12 protein-coding genes and 1 pseudogene are annotated in these 21,313 nt (G+C 68.8%); 8 read left to right on the top strand and 5 right to left on the bottom strand.

What is annotated here, in order from left to right; translation table 11 throughout:
• The first annotated feature begins 302 nt into the window (after positions 1-302).
• From IE172_RS26835 to IE172_RS26845, 3 genes and pseudogenes are all read left to right on the top strand, one after another.
• Positions 303-551, top strand: a complete 249-nt coding sequence (locus tag IE172_RS26835) for a hypothetical protein (RefSeq protein WP_190099892.1) — start codon at positions 303-305, stop codon at positions 549-551.
• Positions 552-622: 71 nt separating this feature from the next.
• Positions 623-931, top strand: a pseudogene (locus tag IE172_RS26840) (GNAT family N-acetyltransferase); the annotation flags it as partial.
• Between the two features lie 649 nt (positions 932-1,580).
• A complete protein-coding gene (locus tag IE172_RS26845) occupies positions 1,581-2,183 on the top strand; it encodes a TetR/AcrR family transcriptional regulator (RefSeq protein WP_190099893.1) in 603 nt (200 codons plus the stop codon).
• A gap of 195 nt (positions 2,184-2,378) precedes the next feature.
• On the opposite strand, the gene IE172_RS26850 is transcribed toward IE172_RS26845, so the two are convergent.
• Positions 2,379-2,807, bottom strand: a complete 429-nt coding sequence (locus IE172_RS26850) for a nuclear transport factor 2 family protein (protein ID WP_190099894.1) — start codon at positions 2,805-2,807, stop codon at positions 2,379-2,381.
• 908 nt (positions 2,808-3,715) lie between these two features.
• Here IE172_RS26850 and IE172_RS26855 point away from each other — a divergent pair.
• On the top strand, positions 3,716-5,059 hold the full coding sequence (locus IE172_RS26855; protein WP_190099994.1) for an MFS transporter: 1,344 nt from the start codon (positions 3,716-3,718) through the stop codon (positions 5,057-5,059).
• A gap of 310 nt (positions 5,060-5,369) precedes the next feature.
• Here IE172_RS26855 and IE172_RS26860 read toward each other — a convergent pair whose 3' ends face one another.
• Positions 5,370-5,819 carry a hypothetical protein gene (locus IE172_RS26860; RefSeq protein WP_190099895.1) on the bottom strand — a complete coding sequence of 150 codons (450 nt, stop codon included), beginning with the start codon at positions 5,817-5,819 and terminating at the stop codon, positions 5,370-5,372.
• A gap of 37 nt (positions 5,820-5,856) precedes the next feature.
• On the bottom strand, positions 5,857-6,573 hold the full coding sequence (locus IE172_RS26865) for a hypothetical protein (RefSeq protein WP_190099896.1): 717 nt from the start codon (positions 6,571-6,573) through the stop codon (positions 5,857-5,859).
• Positions 6,574-7,124: 551 nt separating this feature from the next.
• On the opposite strand from IE172_RS26865, the gene IE172_RS26870 reads away from it, so the two are divergent.
• Entirely contained in the window at positions 7,125-7,448 is a 324-nt protein-coding gene (locus tag IE172_RS26870; RefSeq protein ID WP_190099897.1) for a hypothetical protein, read from the top strand.
• A gap of 330 nt (positions 7,449-7,778) precedes the next feature.
• Here IE172_RS26870 and IE172_RS26875 read toward each other — a convergent pair whose 3' ends face one another.
• Positions 7,779-8,342 carry a snapalysin family zinc-dependent metalloprotease gene (locus IE172_RS26875; RefSeq protein WP_190099898.1) on the bottom strand — a complete coding sequence of 188 codons (564 nt, stop codon included), beginning with the start codon at positions 8,340-8,342 and terminating at the stop codon, positions 7,779-7,781.
• A gap of 1,200 nt (positions 8,343-9,542) precedes the next feature.
• On the opposite strand from IE172_RS26875, the gene IE172_RS26880 reads away from it, so the two are divergent.
• From IE172_RS26880 to IE172_RS26890, 3 genes are all read left to right on the top strand, one after another.
• Complete coding sequence (locus tag IE172_RS26880; RefSeq protein ID WP_190099899.1) at positions 9,543-10,895, top strand: lanthionine synthetase C family protein; 1,353 nt, start codon at positions 9,543-9,545, stop codon at positions 10,893-10,895.
• Between the two features lie 140 nt (positions 10,896-11,035).
• Positions 11,036-14,071: a lantibiotic dehydratase gene (locus tag IE172_RS26885; protein WP_190099900.1), complete on the top strand. Its 3,036-nt coding sequence runs from the start codon at positions 11,036-11,038 to the stop codon at positions 14,069-14,071.
• Between the two features lie 494 nt (positions 14,072-14,565).
• Positions 14,566-16,989, top strand: coding sequence for a caspase, EACC1-associated type (locus tag IE172_RS26890; RefSeq protein WP_229886479.1), 2,424 nt, complete (start codon positions 14,566-14,568; stop codon positions 16,987-16,989).
• Between the two features lie 253 nt (positions 16,990-17,242).
• Here IE172_RS26890 and IE172_RS26895 read toward each other — a convergent pair whose 3' ends face one another.
• Complete coding sequence (locus tag IE172_RS26895; RefSeq protein ID WP_190099902.1) at positions 17,243-21,112, bottom strand: SGNH/GDSL hydrolase family protein; 3,870 nt, start codon at positions 21,110-21,112, stop codon at positions 17,243-17,245.
• Positions 21,113-21,313 lie beyond the last annotated feature (201 nt).

Here is a 21,313-nt window from a genome sequence, read left to right on the forward strand (position 1 = left end):
GCCCATGCCCAACTCCGGCTCGCCGGCCTGCGTCCGCAGAGGGTTCAGCAACCTGTCCGGGGCTCCAGTCGGGGCACCGAAACCGGCCCGGCCCAGGCCAGGCAGGCCGCCGGGCTCGAAGAACCGCTGCCCAGCCACCCGTCACGACGTGGGCAGAGTCCTTGCCACCGGCGAGGCATACAGCCGCCCCGCCCACCACAAGCATGGCACCAAACCCCGTCGACGGAGCGGTACTGACACCATCAGCCGAGCACCGTAATCTGCTCTGACGCAGGACAGCGTGATCTTCGGCGGGGGCTCTCATGACAAGCGGCAACAGGTCCGGTACGGATATTGGCGGCGGGCACATCGGACTGGCCGTGACGATGCTTGCTTTGATCGTTGTCTCCAGCTTCTCCGGCGCTCGCTGGACTTTGATCGTCGCAGGAGGCTTCACCGCCTGGTTCGTCCTCGCGCTCACGGTCGTCCACATCAAGGGTGGACGCGGCAGGGAAGTAGTACGGCGGGCCTATGTCGCCACTTTCGGCTGGGGCGACTACGTCACCCCGTGATGGGGTTGAACGACAAACCACAAGCTCAGTAGGCGCAGACGTTGCCCCCAGCCGGCCGGGCACTGCCGGCAGGCGAGGGCGATCTGGCCCCGACGTTGTGGAGCGAGCGGAACGGGGCGACGCGGGGTATGACCGCCGTGGTCAGCAGGCTGTTCGTTGCCCCGCAGGCGAGGGGACATCGGATCGGCGCACTGCTGATCGGCCAGGCAGTGGAGGAAGCGCGGCGTCGTGGCCTGCATCCCGTGCTCGACGTCGTCGCCTCCGATGCCGCGGCGGCAGCCCTGTACGAGCGGCTGGGCTGGAAGCTGATGGCCACAGTCGAGCAGCAGTGGATTCCGCGCCAGACGGTGGCCATCCGCTGTTACGCGGCGCCATCGTGACGTGGTCAGTCATAGCCACTCGTTGATGGCAGCGACGAGGAGGGTCGCCTCGTGGCGGGACCGCGAGCCTGTCGTACCTCGTGGCCACGGCCCGGTGCTTTCGAGACGATTGAGCCGCACTCGACTGCGTGCCGAGCTTCGTAGTCCTGTGGGTCGGACTTCGGCGGCCGACTGCCGTGCGAACCGCGTTTCTTGCGGCTGCGGGCCTGGTCGGCCTTGTCCGGGATGGTGCAGTGGATCCCGCGCCGGTTCAGGACCGGCTCCAAATGCTGGGAACCGCCCCGCTGCCCGGCCGTGATCACGATGGACACCGGGCTTCTGTCTCTGTTCGACGGCCAGGTGCAGCTTGATCGTCAGGCCGCCGCGCGAGCGCCCGAGCCCGTGGTCGTCCGGCTCGACGGCGACGCCGCCGGGTGGCTCCTTCTGCAGCTCCCCTTTTTCCTCGCCCCGGCAGCGTGCTGGTGGGCCCGGCACCCCTCCGAGGCCGATCTCCAGCACAGTTCCGCCCTCGGGGCGAGGTCGCACCGGAGGTCAGGTGCCGTCTGCGCGTTCCGCCGTAACCTTCTAACGTTGTTAGCATGGCTGTGCCGTGACGGTGCCGCCGACGTCGGCGGCTCATACGAGGACACGCCGGAAGCGAGGTGCCACGATGCCGACCAGTGCCAGACGGGCCCGCGAGCGCGCGAGCACCCGCGAACGAATCATCGAGGCCGCGGTGCACATCCTCGAGAACGAGGGTGTCACGGCGTTGACGATCCGGCGCATAGCGACCGCCGTCGAATACTCCGCACCCGTCGTCTATCAGCACTTCGCCAACAAGGACGCTCTCGTGCTGGAGCTCGTCGCTCACGGCTACCGCCTGATGATGGCCGAGCTGCAGCAGGCCGCCGAGGAAGCAGACATCGACCGGCGCTTCCTGCTGCTCGCGTCCGAGAGCGTCCGGTTCGCCGGCGAGCACCCGCACCTGTATGAGGTGATGAACGACAACACCGTCGATGCGGATGAGCGCCTGCGCGCGGCAGCCCCCATGATCGGCCTCCTGAGGGAACTCCTCACCACGTGGTCGGACGCCCACGACGTGATCCTGGCCGATTTCGACGAAGCCTGTGACATCGTTTGGGGCACGCTGTCCGGCATAGCGTCGCTCGGCCGCATCGGCACCGTCGGCAACGAGCGCGCCCAACAGCTCGCCCAGAGGGCGATGCACACGCTGCTTCGCGGCTGGCGGGCCGACCTCCCGGTGAACGCGTAGGCACCGGAACGAATCGGGTCCGGTTCGGGTTTCGCGACACCGGGCCGAGACCGATTGCCAACCGGTCCGTCGGTGCTGCCCGGCCCTGGTGGAGATCACCCGCTTGAACCGGACCAGGGCGGGATGACTGCCACCCGCGACCACGGCCACCGCACGCCGAGGCCGCTTCACGGGGGGCGGCCTCGGCGGGTGACATCAACTGCCGGGCGGGGTCCAGTCCGCGGGCAGGCCGGAATCGCTCAGGATCTCAGTCCGGTTGTAGTAGTCATTGCTCGACTGGATCAGGTCACCGCGTAGCCGCAGCACGGTCACGAGCGGGACCGCGAACGGACGAGGCGCACCGACGATGTGGCCGCTGAACACCCCCTCGACCACGACTCCGTCCCGCCCGCGGAACCCGCCGGTCGCCTCGAACCTGAGATTCTCGATGAGCTGATGGGACCCGGTCTCCCACTCCTCGACCCCTTCAGGACCGCGGAACACCAGGTTGACGGCACGGTCGGTGTAGACCGCGTCCTTGGTGTACAGACGGGCCAGATCGCGGGTGTCGCCCGTCGTCCACGCGGCGGCCCAGCGCCGCCCGATCGCCGGCACCCGATCCTTCTCGTGCTTCGCCACGCCCACGACTTGCCGCGTCCCGGCCTGCGCGGCCCGCTGACCGGGCGACGCCTCGGACGAGGCCGCGGGTCCGGCACTGGCAGTGCCGGCTATCAGAGCCGCCGTGGCCACCCCGACAGCGAGGCCGGAAATGAGAGTACGCGTACGCATGTGAGTCTCCTTGCCCTGAGACGGCGCGACACCGGTCCGCACCGTCGGCCTAACAGCGTTAGCTTTTCTAACGCCGTTAGCGTATGTAGTGCCGGACGACGCCGTCAAGGCAGGCCGCACCCGCGCGAAGCACCAAATCCCGGCACCACCGCCACCAGCCCGGCAGGAAATGGCCAGGGACAGCGGCAGGCAGGGGTCGCCGAGGCGCCACCACAGGCCGCGGGTCCTCGAGGCCCGACAGCGAGGCTGCGGGTTTGCTGTGCGCTCCCCTGCATGGTTGAGGGAGTGGTCTCACCGGCGATGGGGAGGCGGTGTACACCGTGCTCGAGGGAAACCAACCCGACCCTGTGCCGCTGGAAAAGTCATCGCCGCCGGGGTCGCGCGGACAGGACGGAGTTCTGTCCGACGGCGCCGGCTCTGCCGGGCGTGAAGGGGGACTAGGGCTGGGTGTGGAACGAGGGTGGCTGGTAGGTCCGCGACGGAATGACGCCCACGGATCACTTGCCCTCGGCTCCGCTATCATCGGCGCCATGTCTGGTGCTTCGTGCGCGGCTTGTGCCGCGGTGACGAGGACGCTCCGCTAGCGGCGGGGCGTTCGTCTCACTTTCGTTTGGACGTTTCGCTGCTTCGTGGTTGGACCGGAGCGGCACGTTCGTGCTGCTCGGAACTTCTCCCGGGCAACGGAGCACTCGGTGTTTTCAGGCATTCCTTCTTCGCACGGCAACGGAGCGTCCCCGGTGCGGGCGTGGCTGGTGCTGTGCTGCATGGCCATGCTGCAGTTCTTCATCGCGGTGGACGTGACCGTCGTCAACATCGCCCTGCCCACGATCGGCGGCGACTTCGGGGTCGACGGTCACACCCTCGTCTGGGTCGTGGTCGGGTACACGATCACCGGCGGCGGGCTGCTGATGCTCGGCGGCCGGCTGGGCGACGTGCTCGGCAGGCGCCGCGTCCTCCTGCTTGGCACCACGCTCTTCGGTGCCGCGTCCTTGCTGGCCGGGCTCGCGCCGTCCTTCGCCGTGCTGGTGACGGCCCGGCTGCTGCAGGGTGCCGGGGAAGCGATCGCGCTTCCGGCGGCGATGGCGGTGATCGTGCTCATGTTCCCCGAGGGGCCGCGCAGGTCGCGGGCGCTGGGCGTGTGGGCGGCCGTCGCGAGCTGTGGCCTCGTCCTCGGGTTCGTGGTCTCCGGGATCATCACCGAGCTGCTCGGCTGGCGGTGGATCTTCCTGGTGTCCGTGCCGTTCATCCTGGTCGTGCTCGCGGCAGCGGCCATTCTCCTGCCGAGCGAACGGCCGGCCGAGCCCACACCTTTGGACCTTTCCGGTTCGCTCCTGCTGGTCGCGGCCCCGCTGCTGTTCACCCTCGGCATCGTCGAGGCAGGACAGGCGGTCAGCAAGCTGGCCTGGCTGCCGTCGGCGGCGTTGGCCGGCGCGGTGGCAGCCGGCGCCCTGTTCGTCAGGGCCGAGCGCCGTTCACGGAACCCGCTCGTGCCGCTGCGGTTCTTCCGCCACCGGCCACGCGTCCTGGCCAACTTCGCCACCGCTCTGCTGAGCGCGGCGCTGTCCACCTCGTTCCTGCTGTTCACCTACTACCTGCAGGACCGGTCGGGTGCCGGCCCGCTCCAGGCCGGTCTGACGATGCTGCCCTTGGCGGTGTCCCTGATCGTGGCCTCGGTGCTGGTTCCCCGGCTGCTCGGACGGTGGGGTGCCCGGGCCTGTGTCCTGGCCGGGATCGGCTTCACCGTGCTGGCGATGGCAGCCATCGTTCTGATCTCTTCCCTCGGGGCCACCGGCTGGGCGATGGTTCCGGCCATGGTGCTCATCGCGGCGGGGATGGGGTTCGGGGTCGTCGGGCTGCAGTACGTCGCGGTGACCGGAGTGACCGAGGAGGACGCCGGCATCGCCTCCGGCGTCCAGCGGGCCGCCGACCAACTGGGCGGTTCCACCGGTGTCACGCTTTACGTCGGCGTCGGGTTCGCTCCCGCGCTGGACGGCACCGACCCGTTTCTCGCCAGCAGCTTCCTGGCCATCGTCGGGCTCGCCGCGGCCGGGTGCGTCGCCTGGCGGATCTCCCCTCCCGCCGCGGTGACGGAGGAAACGCTCGGGTGATCCTGGGCAGGGCTGCGCCCGGCCGGCGGCCCGGCCGGGCGCAGCCCTGGAACCAAAGGATCGCCGCGGGACTCTTCGAAGCCCTGCACCAGGCCGCGTTGGACGTCTATGGCCAGGCCATCGGCCTGGCCGGCCCGGGGTCAGACCGGGGCCGTGGTGCGTTGCGTCTTCGACAGCACCCCTCGGACCCGGTGACACCGCCCTCCAGGTCATTTCACGACAGGGGGCAACAGTCATGCCGGGTCCGGAGGCACACCGGTCCTCTTGCAGGACCGCGTCAGAGATTACGGGGCTGCCTCGGCGGCCGACGTCAGCAGTTGTTGGTCCAGCGGTGGCTGGCGATGTTGTTGTTCATCGACTGCCCCTGGCCGTCGTTGCCGTCCCACAGGAAGTAGATGCCCGTGAGGTTGTCGAGGTAGTAGCCGTTGGGCAGGCAGTTCCTGGAACCTACCCAGGAGGGCTTGTAGAACAGGTCGACGTCCTCGTAGGCGCCGGCGTAACCGCGGTTCTCGAGGGAGCTTGCCCGGTTTCTCATGTTGATGCCGGAGCAGGTGTCCCAGTTGGCGTCGTTCTGCTGCCAGCGGCACTGCGCCCCGCCGCGCGCGAAGCCGTCCCATGCGTACAGGTAGCCGTCGGCGGCAGCGGCCACGGCACCCTTCGGAGCCGCCGGCAGCGGTGCGGGCTGTGCGGAGGCAGCGGGAGCGGCCGCACCCATGGCCATGAGCGTAAGGGCGGTCAGGGCAATACTGATCTTCTTCATGGTGTCCTGTCTCCTGGTCGGTTGTTGTGACGGCCCGTCACGACGGACGGACGGCGGCTCGGGCCCGCGGAAGTGCTTCGTTCTCCAACCTGAGCCTGGTGCGCACCTCGTCCGCGTACTCGTCGCGCAGCCGCTTGTCGTGCTGCGCGTCGAGACGGTGAGCGGTGCGGGAGAGGCCGGAACTCGCCGCGCAGCGTGCCTCGATGACCGCCACGCGTATTTCGTCTTTCCGGCTCCTGCGGTGATCCGGATTCAAGAATTCGGCACGGGCCTCCTGCGGGGTCTTGTAGGGAAGTCCGCGTACGCGCATGCATGCGGACCAGTCCTTGACCAGCCCCGCGAACTCGGCGTCGCCGGTGGTCATGCTGCTGCGCAGCGTTTCGAGAGCATCCGTGACGGTCAGAACCCGAAACCATGTCTCGAGGTCCCCGTAGAGCTCTTTCTGGGCATCTGCGGCGCACCCTCCCGCCACACGACTCACCGTCATGCCGTTCGGGGGGCGGACCGAGACACGCTTCCCGGTCCTCTCCCCGTGGAGTGCGTCCAGCGCACGCTGTCGCTCCGCCGGTGTCAGGCCGGCGAAGTACTGCCGGTTCGGGTCGGAGCCGCGCACCTCGGCCCGCCGAGCGAGGATGTCACTCCCGTATCCATGCCTGGATGCCCACTCCACGTCATCGACGACGTAGGGGAATTCGCGGTCGTCTGGTACAGGTCGCCGGGGCACCACCCAGGTTTTGAAGCCCTTGCCTGCCATGCAGGAACGGGTCAGCGTCTCCTCGGCCTCGTGCAGCAGATCCTTCTCCTCCTCGCTGAGCGCGTGAGGTCGCTGCGGGACCGTCGAAGACCGTGTGTGCGTGAGACCTATCGCTCCGACCGTTGTCGCGATGACGGCTACTGCGACGGCGGCTTTGTGGTGACAGCGCACTAGGGTTCCCTCTCCTGCGGTTCACAGCGCAACAGGCCTTACTGATCAGGCGGTTGGCGTACGCGATCGCTCGGTCGTCAGCTTGCGTCGATCAGGTTCTGCACCGCGAGGTTTCCTGCCACGATTCGAGCAGGTTCGAAGGGACGACCGCGGGCGCGGCGCGACCGGGCAGCGGGAGGGTCACGATCGAGCTCGCCGTCGACGCCGCCGGGCTCGCCCTCTCCCGCTTCGCTGTCTCGCCTGCTTTCGCCGGGCAACTCGACCCACTCCGCACCGGGCCAACCCCGACGGCACTCAAACCACCGAGCTGACCTCCGGACCGGTGCGGGTCCGGCGGGCCGGTGCGTGGCGCAAGGCCGATGCCACGCTGACCAGGGCCGGTGGAGGCGAAGGAGCGTCCCAACGCGCTATGCCTGGCCGACAAGGGCGGCACCGCGCCGCGTTCGCCGGCCGCCGCCCCTGACGATGCCCGACGTGATCTCGTCACCCTGGGCAGTGGTGAGCAGGCCATGACGCTGCAGTGGAAGGGTGCTCTTCCCGCGCCAGAGCCGGACGGCACCACTGCTCGCCACCCGGAGGACGTGCCGGGCGCCGACGTCATCGTCGAGGCGACGCGGACCGGCTTCGAGCAGTACGTCGAGATCGGAGAAAGGCTCTCCGGCGCACCTATTCGTACACGCTGCCGGTCAAGGCCAATGGGCTGAAGGACAAGACGAACGAGGACGGTTCGGTGACGTGTACCGACGCCGAGACCGGTGAGCGGCCCGCGACGATTCCCCCGTCCTGTGGAACGCCTCGCTGGACGAGCGGTCAGGCGAGCACACCCGCCGGTCCCGCGAACCGCGCGAGCGGCGGCCGCATGGGCCCCGTGCAGCCACCGCTGCGGCCGCAGGTCCGCCTTCGCCCGCCTGCTGCCCTCCCCCACGTCGTCGCAGGGCAACACGCTCTGCGCCCAGGTCCTCGTCGGCCGTCGCCGCTGTCCCTCGGCTGGTGTCGTTGTGCGGGGACGGGACGCCCCCGCACAACGGCGCGGGTCAGTCCACGGTCACCACATCGCGCGCGACCTCCGCCAGGCTGGCGGACAGGGCGCCGAACCTGCTCTCGACCGCCGCCTTCTCGGCCGCGTTCGGGTACGGGTTCGTGCACGAAACACCGGCGCTGCTTCCCGACATCAGGCTGGTACAGGGGCCGGGTTTACGGTCCGGCAGGCCCAGGATGTGGCCGAGTTCGTGCGACGAGATGCGGATCGTGTCGTACCCCTGGTCGACCGCCTGGCGCCCGATGTACACGGTTCCGTTGCCGAGCGAGGTGGTCAGGGCCCGGGGCCAGCCGTTGTCGGCCAGGATCCGGATGTTGGCGCGTTGTCCGGCGGCGGCCGGGCGCAGTTCGACTCCGTCCACGCTGGCGTTCCAGATCGCCGCACCCCGGTCGACGGCGGCCCTGAACTCCGCCGAGGCACTGGCGTCGTAGGTCACGACGCGAGCCGCCTGGGACTGGTCGGCGGGGCCTGTCGATGCCGCGTAGGCCTGGCCACCGACCAGAGTGCAGGCCACCGTGAGGGCGGCGCTGAGGACATGGGCGAGCGGGCGTAAGTGCATGGTCGACCTCCTGAGAAGTGGCGTGCTCATGTCACCTTGTTCCGCTGGGCTGTCTGCCCATGTCCGGCAGGCCCCAATCCGTCAATCGGCACCGCCTGCCTGGTGAGCACGCCCGTCACCCACGGAGCCCAGCGCCTCGAACGAAGCAGCGCCCAGGGGCTCCCGGCGCACCTGGCCGACGCGCCGGGTGAAAGGTCGTCCCGCCCGATGACAGCACAGCAGATGAACGACCTGGCGGCGCGGGAGCAGCGAGTGGAACTCTCCCCGCTGAGAGGCGGTGTTGGACGAAGGCAGGACGGGCAGGTGACCTTCTGCTGGACCGGTGTTGATCGTGGACAGGGTTGAGTAACGGTGCTCGGCTGGCATGGCTCTCGGGGACGCGAGAGAATGAAGACAGGCACGGAGGCCCGCAGCTGCCGGCATGTCGGGCCGCCCCGATCGCCCTGGGGAGAACGTCATGCCCGACCCCATGGACAATAACGCTTCCAGGGACGTCGAAGGCCCCCAAGATCCTCTGGTCGAAAAGCTGCGCCCGGACCCCTCACAACCGCCGGAATCCGGTCTGACCGTGAGCGGGCTGTTGGGAGACAGTGATCGCCCCGGCCACAGGCGTCTCTACCTCACGAAAGGGCTCGACTCCTTCATCGAGTTCTCCGTCAGCGACGTCCTCGACAGCTCGCGAATCCCGTCCGAGAGGGCACCGTTCGTCGGTGCCGAAGCAACTCAGCTGACGCTCAGAAAAGGCGCCCACATCGCCCACACACGCACGACATCGGTGCGCCCGCCGGACGAGTTCGACCTTGACCTCCGGCAAAGGCGAGCGACACCATTCGGCGGACCCGGCCGCCGCGGCCCTCAGCCAACCCGGCGTCGGCCGCAGTTCCGTGCCGCCGTGTATGACGAGAACACGAACCCGGTGGACTATTACACGCAGCCGATTCTCACGGACCCAGAGGGGGACTGCCGGCCGGTCCCGTGGACCGAGGGGTTCTGGACGTGTACGTGCGGGGACTGGGGATGTACCAACACGTGCGACATCTGGCCCACCTGCGAGTCGACCTGCACGGGTTGTCTTCCGGACGAGGACTGGGACAAGACGCTGAGCTGTATCGAGACAGCCTGCAGTCCACGCTGCTGAGCCCTTCGCAGCAGTTGCCCAAGCTGCCCCCACCACCAAGTCCCCACGGGTTGGGAGTCCAAGTGACGGAGTCCGCCACGCCTGACAAGGAACTGTCGCCGGCCTGGGTCAGCACCCTCGACGCAACCCGGCAGAGCACGGTGCTTTTCGTGGTACGGGATGTAGCTGTCCGTACCACTGATCGCGAACGTATCGCTCAGTCACTGCCCCTGGCCCGCCGCCAGACGCGCTATCCGGAATCGGTGCACTGGAACCCGTACGGACTCGCAGCAGGACACGCCGGAATCGCTGTGATGTGCTCCTATCTCGATCGGTGCCTCCCAGGGGAAGGGTGGGACGCGGTCGGCCACGGTTTCCTCGCCGAAGGGGTGACTGCTCTCGAAGACCGTGGCCCGAAGCATGCTGGGCTGTTCGCCGGACTCGGCGGTTTCGCCTTCGCAGTGGAATCGTTGAGCCGTAGCGGCGACCGGTACCAGCGGGCACTCGCCGCTGCCGACGAACTGCTGGCACCGCAGGCATCGGAACTCGCCGCACTACTGGACACCACCAGGTCCGGCATGCCGGTGAGTGCTTTCGATCTGGTCTCCGGGGTGAGTGGCGTGACGGCGTACCTCTTGAAGCGCGACTCTCTCGGCGTACTGTCGGACGTTCTCACCGCGCTCGTCCACCTTGCCGAACCCTCCCGAGACGCGCCCCGTTGGGCCACCCCGCCGGAACTGCTGCTCTCCGAGTCGACGCGCCAGACGTATCCGTCGGGCCAGCTCAACTGTGGGCTGGCACACGGGATACCCGGACCCCTGGCAGTACTGTCCCTCGCTCTGCAGGGCGGTTACGAGGTTCCCGGTCAGCGCGAGGCGGTGCGGTCCCTGGCCCAATGGCTACTCTCGCAGCGGGTCGAGGACGCATGGGGAGGCGGCTGGCCCGACGCCGTACCGCTGACACCCACGGGACGACCGGCTCCCGGTGGGGCCTACGGCGCGACAAGAGGTGCCTGGTGCTACGGCACTCCAGGGGTCGCGCGTTCCCTATGGCTGGCCGGGGAAGCCCTCGATGACGGCGGGCTGCGCGCCGCTGCGGTCGAGGGAATCACCAGCGTCCTGCGACGACCCCCCGAGTTGCGCCACCTCGCCTCCCCCACCTACTGCCATGGTGTAGCGGGGCTGCTCCAGATCGTCCTGCGCTTTTCGAGAGACAACCCATCGGACACCCTCGCGGACGCGTCGACCGGACTGGTCGATCAGCTTTTGGCCGCATACGATCCCGAGCGGCCGTTCGGCTATGCCTCCCGGGAGGCGGCGAACATCGGCGTGGACCGGGCCGGCCTGCTCGACGGCGCCGCCGGTGTCGCCATGACCCTCCTGGCCGCAGCCACCGAGACCGAGCCGGTCTGGGATCGGATGTTCCTCCTCTCATGACCAGAACTGCCCGCGGCCGATCCGCACGCCAGGCCCACCGGTCTCCCCTGTACGAGCCGCTCGGCTGGGCCGTCGTACGGGCCCCGCTCCTCCCGGCGGACGCCCGCGATGCCACTCTCACGCCTCGGTCCGACTCCTCGATGCTGCCCCCTGATCCGCTCCTGGCCCTCGCGATACGGGTGGCCAGTCCAGATCTGACCGCCGCGCTGGAACGGACCGGCCCGCAGGACAGCCGGGGTCCACGCCTGGCCCGCAAGCTCAGGCGCTACCTCATCAGAATGACCACCAGACCGACGCCCTTCGGCCTGTTCGCAGGAGTCGGCCTGGTGAGCTGGGCCACCGCCACGGACCTCGCGATCGTCCCGGCCGCATCACACACGCACACACGGGCCGATATGGGATGGCTGCACGAGCTGACCGAGCGGCTCAGCCACGACCCGGACATCGGCCCACACCTGCGCATGATGGCCAGTCCGTCCGTCCTTCTACACGGTGGCCGCGCCCTCCTCACAGAGGGGTCGGCGGCAGGCGGCTCCGTACGCGCCACCGCCGCCGTACGGCTTGTGCTGAGTGCGGCACAGGCGGTCACCTCGCGGACCGACCTGGTGCAGGCGGTCCGCGGAATACCCGGTGCTACTCCGGACAAGGCTGACCGGTTGGTCGACGACCTGTCGGCTCAGGGCTTCCTCATCTCCGAGCTGAGCCAGGCACCGACCTGCGGCGATCCGATGACGCGGTTGCGCAGGTCCCTCGAGGCAACCCCTTCGGAACGAGCACAAGCCATCGCTCGGCAACTGGCCCAGCTGAGCGACGAACTGGCCGGATGGGACGAGCTACCTCTCGACCGGAAGGCAGACCACCTGCAGCACCTGCAGCACCAGGTTGCTGATTTTCACCCTTCCAAGTCCGCAACAGCCGGCGGCACGGGGAGGAGCCACAGCAAACTCCTGCAGACCGACACAGCTCTCTCACTGCGGTCCACCCGACTGCACGCCTCAGTTGCCTCCGAAGCGGCCGAGGCCGCTGAGGTGCTCCTGCGTCTCAGCCGTCTCCCGGCGGGCTTGCCGCACCTGATGGAGTACCGGCGGGCTTTCGAAAGCCGGTACGGACCGCACCGCTGGGTCCCGCTACTGGAGCTGCTCGACCCCGCAACGGGGCTCGGACCGCCGTCCTCGCACGGCGCGGGCGAGCCCAGGCACGGTCCGCGCGACCAACTACTCCTCAACCTCGCCGTAACGGCCAACCGGGAGCGTCGTCGGGTGGTGGAGCTGGACGACGACCTCCTTGCCCAGTTGGCCACGTCCGATCCTGTCCCCGAGAATGTCCCGCCGTCAGTTGAGTTGTCCTTCTTCGTCGCCGCCACCTCGCCGGCCGCCATCGACAGAGGCGACTTCCGGATCGTCATCGGCCCCAGCCTCGGGGCGTCCGCTGCCGGCCGCGGCCTGGGGAGGTTTGCCAGTCTCCTCGGACCGCCCTCTGAGGCGGCGCTGGCCGAACTCGCACGCATCGAGCAAGCGGCCGATCCCGGCACGCTCATGGCTGAGGTCGTCTATTCACCCGACCCTCCACGCTCCGCGAACGTGGCGCTGAGGCCTGCGGTACGGCGACACGAGATCCTCATCGACGCCTGGCCCGGCGTATCGGCTGAGGGCGTGATACCGGCGCGCGAACTCGTAGTCGGCCTCAGGAACGGGAGCTTCGTGATCGGTTGGCCGGCGGGGGGAGCCGAGGTCGTCGGTCTCCAAGGCCACATGCTCAACACGCGGAGGGCGCCGGCCGCCGTCAAGTTCCTCTCCGACGTCGCCCACGACGGCCGGTGCCGGTTCACCGCCTTCTCCTGGGGACCTGCGGCCGAACTCGGCTACCTGCCAAGGGTCCAGCGCCACCGCACCGTGCTGGCCCCCGCCCAGTGGCGGCTCGACCCGGCCACCGTCGCAGAGTCCGAACCCGACGACGGCTTCGCACCAGCGCTCTCCACCTGGCGGACCACATGGGATGTACCCAGCCACGTCTACCTGACGGTCGCCGACAACCGGCTGCTCCTCGACCTGGACGACGAACGGGATGTCGAGCTGCTCCGGGAGGAACTCAGGACGGGCGTCCCAGGTGGGTCTGCACTGCTTCAGGAAGCCCTGCCCGGACTGGAGCACGCCTGGCTGCCGGGAACCGACGGCGGCCACCTCTGCGAAGTCGTGGCACCCCTCGTCCGCCATGGCGGTGTGCGCCCCGCTGACGATGGACCGTCCGTCATGCACGTGGTCGACCCCGTACAACGGCTCCGTCCCCCGGGCAGCGACTGGCTGTACTTGAAGCTGTACTGCGACGTGCACCGAGAAGAGGATCTGATCGGCGGACCTCTACGTGCCTTCGCCGAACACGCCACCCGGTCCGGTCTCGCGGATGGTTGGTTCTTCGTCCGCTACGCGGATCCCGAGTGCCACGTCCGCCTCCGCTTCCACGGAGATCCAGTTGCGCTCACCGGCCCGCTGGTGGAGAAGGTCTGCGCCTGGGTCGGGAGACTGACGGCTGAAGGCTTCTGCGGGAAGTTCTGCTTCGAGACGTACGAGCGTGAAGTGGAGAGGTACGGAGGCGAGGCCGGGATGGCGGCGGCAGAGGCGCTCTTCATGGCTGACAGCCCGGTCGTCGCCGAGATGCTGCGGGGCCGTGCCGAAGGCCGGCTCGGCCGAGATCTACTGGAGTTGGCCGTGGTCAGCATCGACGACCTCCTGGCTTGCCTGGGCCTGCCCCCGGAAGAACGAGCGGCTTTCGGCTACGGCGATCCGCTGTCGTCACACCTCGGCGGCTCCGAGTACCGCAAGCGGCAACGTGCCCTGCGGCAAGCGCTGGGAGACGCCCCGCCCGGCGACGACGAAGTGACCCAGCTACTCAACGCCCGTCGGCAGGCACTCGAGCCTGCCATCGCCCAGGTCACCACATTGCACAGCGATGGCGGTCTGTGGCGGTCCCGGGAAGCGCTGTGGCGCAGCTACGTACACCTGCACGCCAACCGCCTCCTCGGGACGGACGCCTCGGGCGAGGCACTCGCACTGGAGTTGCTCCGCCGGACCCGTGCCGGCCTCGTCCATGCGCCTCTGGCTCCCGCCGGGCGGCCATCCGACACACCGGCCGGTCTTCGGCTCGATCGCGCCTCCGGCACAAGGTCGCCACCGGCGTGACGACGAGGGCGGCGACCTCGCACCTCGGCTCCCTGCGACTCGGGCGTGCTCCGATCGACCAGCGAGAGGTCCGGGGCGCGGCGCAGTACGGACGTGCCTGGTGGTGGGCGCCTCGTGGGCCGCCCGTCTACGGCTGGAAGTGCGTCACGGGTCACAATGGGACCGATCCTGGAGGGAATTCACCCCCGTGCGCCTGCCTGTTCAACCCCGTAAATCATTCCCCTCTTGAAGGTAGGCTGATTCACGTCGGCAACTTCCGGGGGGGTCTGTGGCCAACGCATACTTGAAGACCGTGATGCTTGAGGGTGCACCCGTCAGCGATCAGGTCGAATTCTACGAACTCACGATCCAACTCCGAGACCTGGTGCTCGCATTGGGGGTTGCTCGCGTCGAACTCATCCGCTCCCGGAACGCGCCCGCGGGTTCCGAACCCAGTGAGTGTCTTCCAGTGAGCACAGCATTGAGCTGGAGCAGGGGACACATGGCTGGTGGCCATGCCCGGTAGCCGGCAAGCACTGCTCATCGCCACCGGCCAGTACGAGAATCCCGCTCTGCAACAACTCCGATCACCGGCGCGTGATGCCGCCGGGTTGGCCGAAGTCCTGCGCGATCCGCGAATCGGACACTTCGACGTGGTTCAGGTGATCGATCGACCTCATCATGAAGTGACGCGCTCCATCGAGGGCTTCTTCCTGGATCGAAGTCGCGACGACCTGCTCCTGCTGCACGTTTCCTGCCACGGCATCAAGGACGACAACGGGAGGCTCTACTTCGCAGCCGCGGACACGGACAGAAGGCTCCTCGCGTCGACTGCGATATCCGCAGCGTTCGTGCAGGACCAGATGAGCCGTTGCCGGGCGAAGTCGATCGTGGTGCTCCTGGACTGCTGCTACAGCGGTGCTTTTCTACCTGGTGCCAAAGGCGACACCACTGTGCACGTGAACGAGGTCCTCGCAGGCCACGGCAGGGCCGTCCTCACGGCCACCAATCGCACCGAGTACGCCTGGGAGGGCCGGCACCTCAGTGCGTTGTCGCCTGAGCCCTCCAGATTCACTGGGGCGATCATCGACGGGCTGCGCACCGGCAATGCTGATCGGGACCAGGACGGGATCATCACCGTGCCGGAGTTGTACGACTACGTCTACGAGCGGACCCTCGCCGCCGGAGTACGGCAGAGACCACAGATGTGGGCCGAGCTGGAATACCGGGTGGCCGTCGCGAGGTCGGTCAAGGTCGCCGCACGGCGACCGGTCCGGCCCTCGGCCACAGTCTCCGGGCCCTGTCCGCCCTCGCCCTTCGACGCGCACGTCAGCACCGCCTTGGACGCCATCGCCCTCGATTCCCGGACCAACCGACGCACCGAGAAGGCGCGGGCCGTCGCCGAGGCCACGCTGTCCTCCCGGCCCCCACGGCCCGCTGCGGAACCGCCACGGATGTCCGGCGACATCATCTACTGCCTGCCCTCCCCCGACCTCCTCACGCGCGGGGCCCCTGGCAAGGCGCGCAGCGCCGCCAACGACCGCGTCGTCGCCTCACTCATCAATGTCTTCTCCGAGTTCAAGGTCGATGCCCGCGTCACCGGCTTCACGCGCGGGCCGACGGTCACCCGCTACGAGGTCGAGCCCGGGCCCGCCGTGAAGGTCGAGCGGATCACCGCACTGACGAAGAACATCGCGTACGCGGTCGCCAGCCCGGACGTGCGGATCGTCAGCCCGGTCACCGGCAGATCCGCGGTCGGTATCGAGATCCCCAACACCGACCGCGAAACGGTCACCCTCGGTGACGTGCTGCGCTTCGCAGCCGACGCCGAGGACGACCATCCGATGCTCGTCGCGCTCGGCCAGGACGTCGAGGGCGGTTATGTGACGGCCAACATCGCGCAGTTGCCGCACCTGCTTGTCGGAGGAGCTGCCGGTTCCGGCACATCGTCCTTCGTCGACTGCCTGATCACGTCCATCATGATGCGCGCGACCCCGGAGGACGTGCGCATGGTCCTAATTGACCCCAAGCGCATCGAGCTGACCCTCTATCAGGGCATCCCGCACCTGATCACGCCGATCATCACCGACCCGAAGCGGGCCGCCGAGGCCCTCCAGTGGGTCGTACGAGAGATGGACCTGCGCTACGACGACCTCGCGGCATACGGCTTCCGCCATATCGACGACTTCAACCAGGCCGTGCGGGGCGGCAAGGTGAAGGCGCCGGAGGAGAGTGAGCGCGAGCTCCGTCCCTACCCGTACCTTCTGGTGATCGTGGACGAGCTGTTCGATCTGATGAAGGTCGCGCCGCACGACGTCGAGGACGCGATCGTGCGCATCACACAGCTCGCGCGCGCGGTCGGCATCCATCTGGTGCTCGTCACGCAGCGGCCGTCGGCCGGCGTCGTCACCGGTCTCATCAACGCGAACGTCCCCTCACGGCTCGCCTTCGCCACCTCCTCGCTCGCGGACTCGGGGGTCATCCTCGAGCAGCCCGGCGCCGAGAAACTGATCGGCAAGGGCGACGGGCTGTTCCTGCCGATGGGTGTGGACGAACCGAGGCGTATACAGGGCGCGTTCGTGACCGGCGACGAGGTCGCGGCGGTCGCCCGGCACTGCAGGGAACAGTTGGCGTCCGCCTTTCGGGACGACGTCGTTGTGGGCGCCAAGCAGAAGAAGGGGACCGACGAGGAGATCGGCGAGGACCTTGACCTGCTGTGCCGGGCGGCCGAACTGGTCGTCTCCACGCAGTTCGGGTCCACCAGCATGGTCCAGCGCAAACTGGGCGTCGGCTTCGCCAAGGCGGGGCGGCTGATGGACCTCATGGAGTCCCGGGGCATCGTCGGGCCGAGCGAGGGATCCAGGGCTCGTGACGTGCTGGTGAAAGCTGACGGGCTGCACGGCGTGCTCGCCGTGATTCGCGGGCAGGCGAGCACGTAGGCCGCACGGTCGCAGACACACCATCGCCGTGACCCGCTTCTCCCGGTCCATGGCGGCCTCGGCGACTGCCGCCGGCGAAGCGGAGGGTGTGGGTCGGAGGGCGGGCGGCCCGGCGGCCGCGGCGCGGCCCGCCCACTCGCAGCATCTCCCCCGGTCGACGGATGTCCGTTCCGTGAGATCAGTGAGCGTGGGCCTTGGGTCCGGGGCTGACGCGTACGTCGGCCCCGGACCCACCGTGCCGGCAGGATGCGCCTTATTCCAGGGCGCTCAGAGTGGCCTCCAAGGAGTCGGTGTAGAGCGCGGCGCCGTAGATGTTCGGGTGGAAGGATTTACTTGAGGTGACGCCCAGGTCCGCCTGCGAGTGGCCGCTGAGGATGATGCCGTGGACGCCTTCCGGGCTGCCGCAGATTGCCTTCCCGTCGAACTCGTCGCGTGGGTCGGAGAAGACGGCGCGGGTCCCGTGCCGGGAGTTGGCGTCCGCGACGGCGCCGGCCATCTCGGCCGCCAGCAAGTCCGCCAGCCCGTTCAGCCAGGTCTTGTTCTGCTCGTTGATGTTCGCGCAGGTGGCGCCGGTCAGGAGTCTGGGATAGCCCATGAGGACGATCCGCGCGTTCGGAGCCCGTTCCTGGATCTTCTTCAAAGTGGTGACCAGGCGGGGACGTACCGTGTCATGCATCCAGACAGGCGCCCATGCTTCCAGGGGACCTGTCTCTTCGCCCGGGATCTTCTCCCCGGTGTCCGGGTCGAGGGCGCCGATGCTGGCACTGGAGCAGTGCGGAATCGCGGGAAGGACGCATTTCGTCACGACGTCGGCGAACCTCGCGTCGTTGCCGCCGATCGAGACCGTCACCAGGGAGGTGTGCTGGTCCAGCGCTCCCTGGGCGATCTGGCCCGGCTCGTGATGCTGGCCCTCACCGATGAGGTTGTAGTGCCGTGCTCCCGAGCAGGCGACGAACTGGAAGTCCAGGGACGGGTCTCCGGCATCCGCGAGGGTGCCGATCGAGGAAGTGCGGGCAGGCAGGACCGCTTGCCGGGACCATGCCTTCCGGGACCGGTGACAGCCGTTCATGGTGGCCTTGTCACCGCTGTAGAAGTCGGTCTCCGGGTAGTAGTCCGCGCCGCCGGCACCTTCGGTGACGCCTTCGCCCGAGGAGTACGAGTCACCCATGGCCACGATCTGGTCACGGGGCTTGCCTCCCAGCGGCTGGAAGGCCACGGCGTCCCAGGCAACGTCCTCGGTTCCGTTGCCGTCCCGGGTGACGTTCGACAGGGAGACGCGGGGCGCGTCCGTGAAGTTGAACGCGCCGAGCGACACCCACTTGTTGGTCATCACTCGTTGCGGCTTGGAGCGGTGCGGGCTGGTGGAGTCGGTGCCCATGACCGAGTAGAGGGCCTGGCGGGTGTGGGCCCCGTGGTCGGGCAGATGGACCCACACCCTCATCCAGCCGCGGTGGTCACCTCGCAGGGCCCAGGTGCCGGTGACTTTGACACGGGGCGGCTCGGTGCCGCGCTGCTGGTGGGTGTGGGAGAACCAGAAGTGGTTGCCGTATCCGGCTCCGATCTGGTGGAGATCGATCCGGCCGGACGGTGAGGCGAAGTCGAACGTGAAGGTGCCCGCCGACTCCGACGGCCCGCAGTCGCGGTTGGCGGAGCCGCTGGGTGTGGTCCCGGCGGGGATGTCGTCGACCACGAGGCTGCCGGCCGGCAGGCCGGCCGAGCACCTCGGAGGGTAGGCGGAGCCGTCCGGCTGCTCCGCGTAGCCGGTGTCGAACCGGTGCAGCGGATAGCCGCACGCCCTCACGGCGGGACCGCAGTCCTTCCAGGTCACCGGCTGGTGGTACCAGCACTTGAGGTACAGCGGATCGGTGTCGTCGTCCCCGGGGAGCAGACACGGTCCGCCGCCGGTGTGGTTGGTGGCGTCCTCGCCGATCTTCGAGGGGGCGCAGTCGTTGCCGCTGTCGCAGAACAGGTCGATCGGCGGCTTCGCGGTGGTGCGGAAGCCAGGAGTCAGCCAGGTCGCCTGTCGGTAACCGGGGCGGAAGTCGCCGGGGGCGAACATCGCGGACAGCGGGCGGGCCGCCCAGCCGATCACCTTCTCCTGGTACGGCCAGTTCTGCGGCGTCGCGGCATCGGCGTACTGGTCGCCGCCTCCGTCGGACTCCAGGAACGGGTTGCGGTTCTCTTTCCACAGGGGGTTCGCCGGGTTGTTGGTCCAGCCCACACCCCACTTGCCCGAGTACTTGTGGGCCGCGGCCTTGGGGTAGTAGCCGGAGTTGTAGGCCCACAGGGCGTAGAACCAGTTCTCAATCCATTTCGGTTCGCCGTTGTTGACGACGAGACCGTCGGCTCGGGTCTGGTTCCACTTGTCGGCGAGGATGTCCGCCCCCTTGGCGATGTTGGCGGCGTAGTCGAGGGCTACGGCTTCCTGCTGGACCGGAGTCAGCGTGACCTCGCCCTTGTCCGGCAGCCGCATTCCGTCGGTGACCTGGGCGATGCCGTAGCCGCAATCCGACTTCGACCAGTCGATCGCCCAGGGGTCGTGCTGCGTACCGTCGGCCGAGTACCTGACGCCGTAGTAATTGCCGATCAGCGGGTTGGCCGTGACACCGGGCACCGCGTAGCGGGTGGCCTGCCACATGTTGGATTCCTGCGCGGTGATGCCCAGCATGATCTGCGCGGGGATGTGCCAGTCGGCGCCGGTCCCGCCGGTCAGGGACCTGAGGGGGAACAGCGTCTGCGGTGAGTACGCAGGCATGCCCATCCCCTTCCAGCCGGCCGGCCGGCTGGCATGCGCGTTGAGGTTCCGCACCACGGTCTGGTCCACTGCCCACTCGACCTGCCGGGGGGTCGGTTGGAACGCCTGCTTGCGCAGGTCCCCGCGAGGGACGGAGCAGGTGCGGTCCGCGTCGACCGGGGACCCGGCAGCCGTCCGGGACGACTTGGCCTCCGCCCCCAGCGGTTGGGGCAGGACGGGGCTGGTCGCGCGAGAACTGTCCTGCGCCTTCGCGGTGCCGATGCGTTCGTGCGGCATGGCGTCCAGCGTCACGCTTTCACCAGTGTCCAGCGCCTTCAAGGTCACCCGTGCCGGCCGGGCCGCCAGGGTACCCCGAGAGGGCGTCCGCGAGTCTTCCCCGTCGGCCCATGCGGTGGTGAGGGCGGCGCGGCCGTGACTGGACAGGCGCGCGTCCTTGGCGATGCCGCCCGGGTTGCGCACCGAACCCGGGAGTTCAGTGCCCTGCTCTGTACGGGCCGTACCTGTGACGAAGACCGTGCCGTCCGCCGCCCTGGCCAGGTCGAAGGAGGTCAGCTTGCCCCTGACCAGTCGCTGGGCGGTGTGCTTCGCCGCAGGTGAGCGGAGCTGTGCCGGGGTGACGCGGAAGACGGCGGCTTCGGACTCGGTATCGGCCTGCGGGGCGGACCGCGTCCGGCCGGGCAGACGGTCGATGAAGGTGACGCCGCCGCCCGCGTCCGGCTTGAGCTGGAACGGCACGCCATGGGTGCGGGCCACCACCCGTGTCCTCGTCCCGTCGATCCCGACGATCCGATTGCCGTGGGCGGCGACGATCTGTCCGCCCACGGGTACCGCCGAGGTGATCTGCCCGCCCAGGCGTGCCGCGCGCGTCGTCCCGCTCGGACCGGCGACGGTGATCAGCCTGGTCTCCGGAGCGGCCGACGACACTTCGTCGGTGAACTGGGAGAAGACCGCGTTCTCGCCACTGCCGCAGCCGGGCGAGAAGTAGCCCAGGGAAGCCTGGAAGGGCAGCTTGCGAACGCTCCCGGTGTCGAGATCGACGATCGCGGTGAAGGCGCCCCGGCTCATCAGTTCGGGCTTGTTGGTGAACGTCCGGGGCGCGTACGCCACGGCGGCATACCGTCCTGACTCCGTCACGCAGGCGTTACCGATCCAGGCGTCCGTCTCGAACCCAGCCTCGGACAGCGTGGCTGCGGTCCGCCACCCGTACCCCTTCTTCTCCTCGGCCACCATCACGTGGAACCCGGTGGCGTCTCCGGAAGTAGTGAGCGCCCGGTCGCCCGAGTCGGCGAAGTCCTCGCCGAGTACAGCGGCACGACGGCCCTCGGCCACTGCCGAGGGCTTGAACCCGGGTCTCGCAGCCGCGGACACGCCGTCGCCCCTCACCGCGGCATCCGTCTCGGCCGACCAGCCGTCAAGTGCTCGGGGGCGCGAACTGTCGGCGGACGCCTGCGGCAGGCCGATGCCGACCGCGACCGCAAGCGCGGCCGTCGAGGCCGCTGCGGCGCGCAAGCGTCTGAACTTGCTGTGTCTCAACTGTCCCGTCCTCACCTACGCGGGAGCGGGGGGCGC

Source organism: Streptomyces griseoflavus (assembly GCF_014649995.1).
Taxonomy (GTDB): domain Bacteria; phylum Actinomycetota; class Actinomycetes; order Streptomycetales; family Streptomycetaceae; genus Streptomyces; species Streptomyces griseoflavus.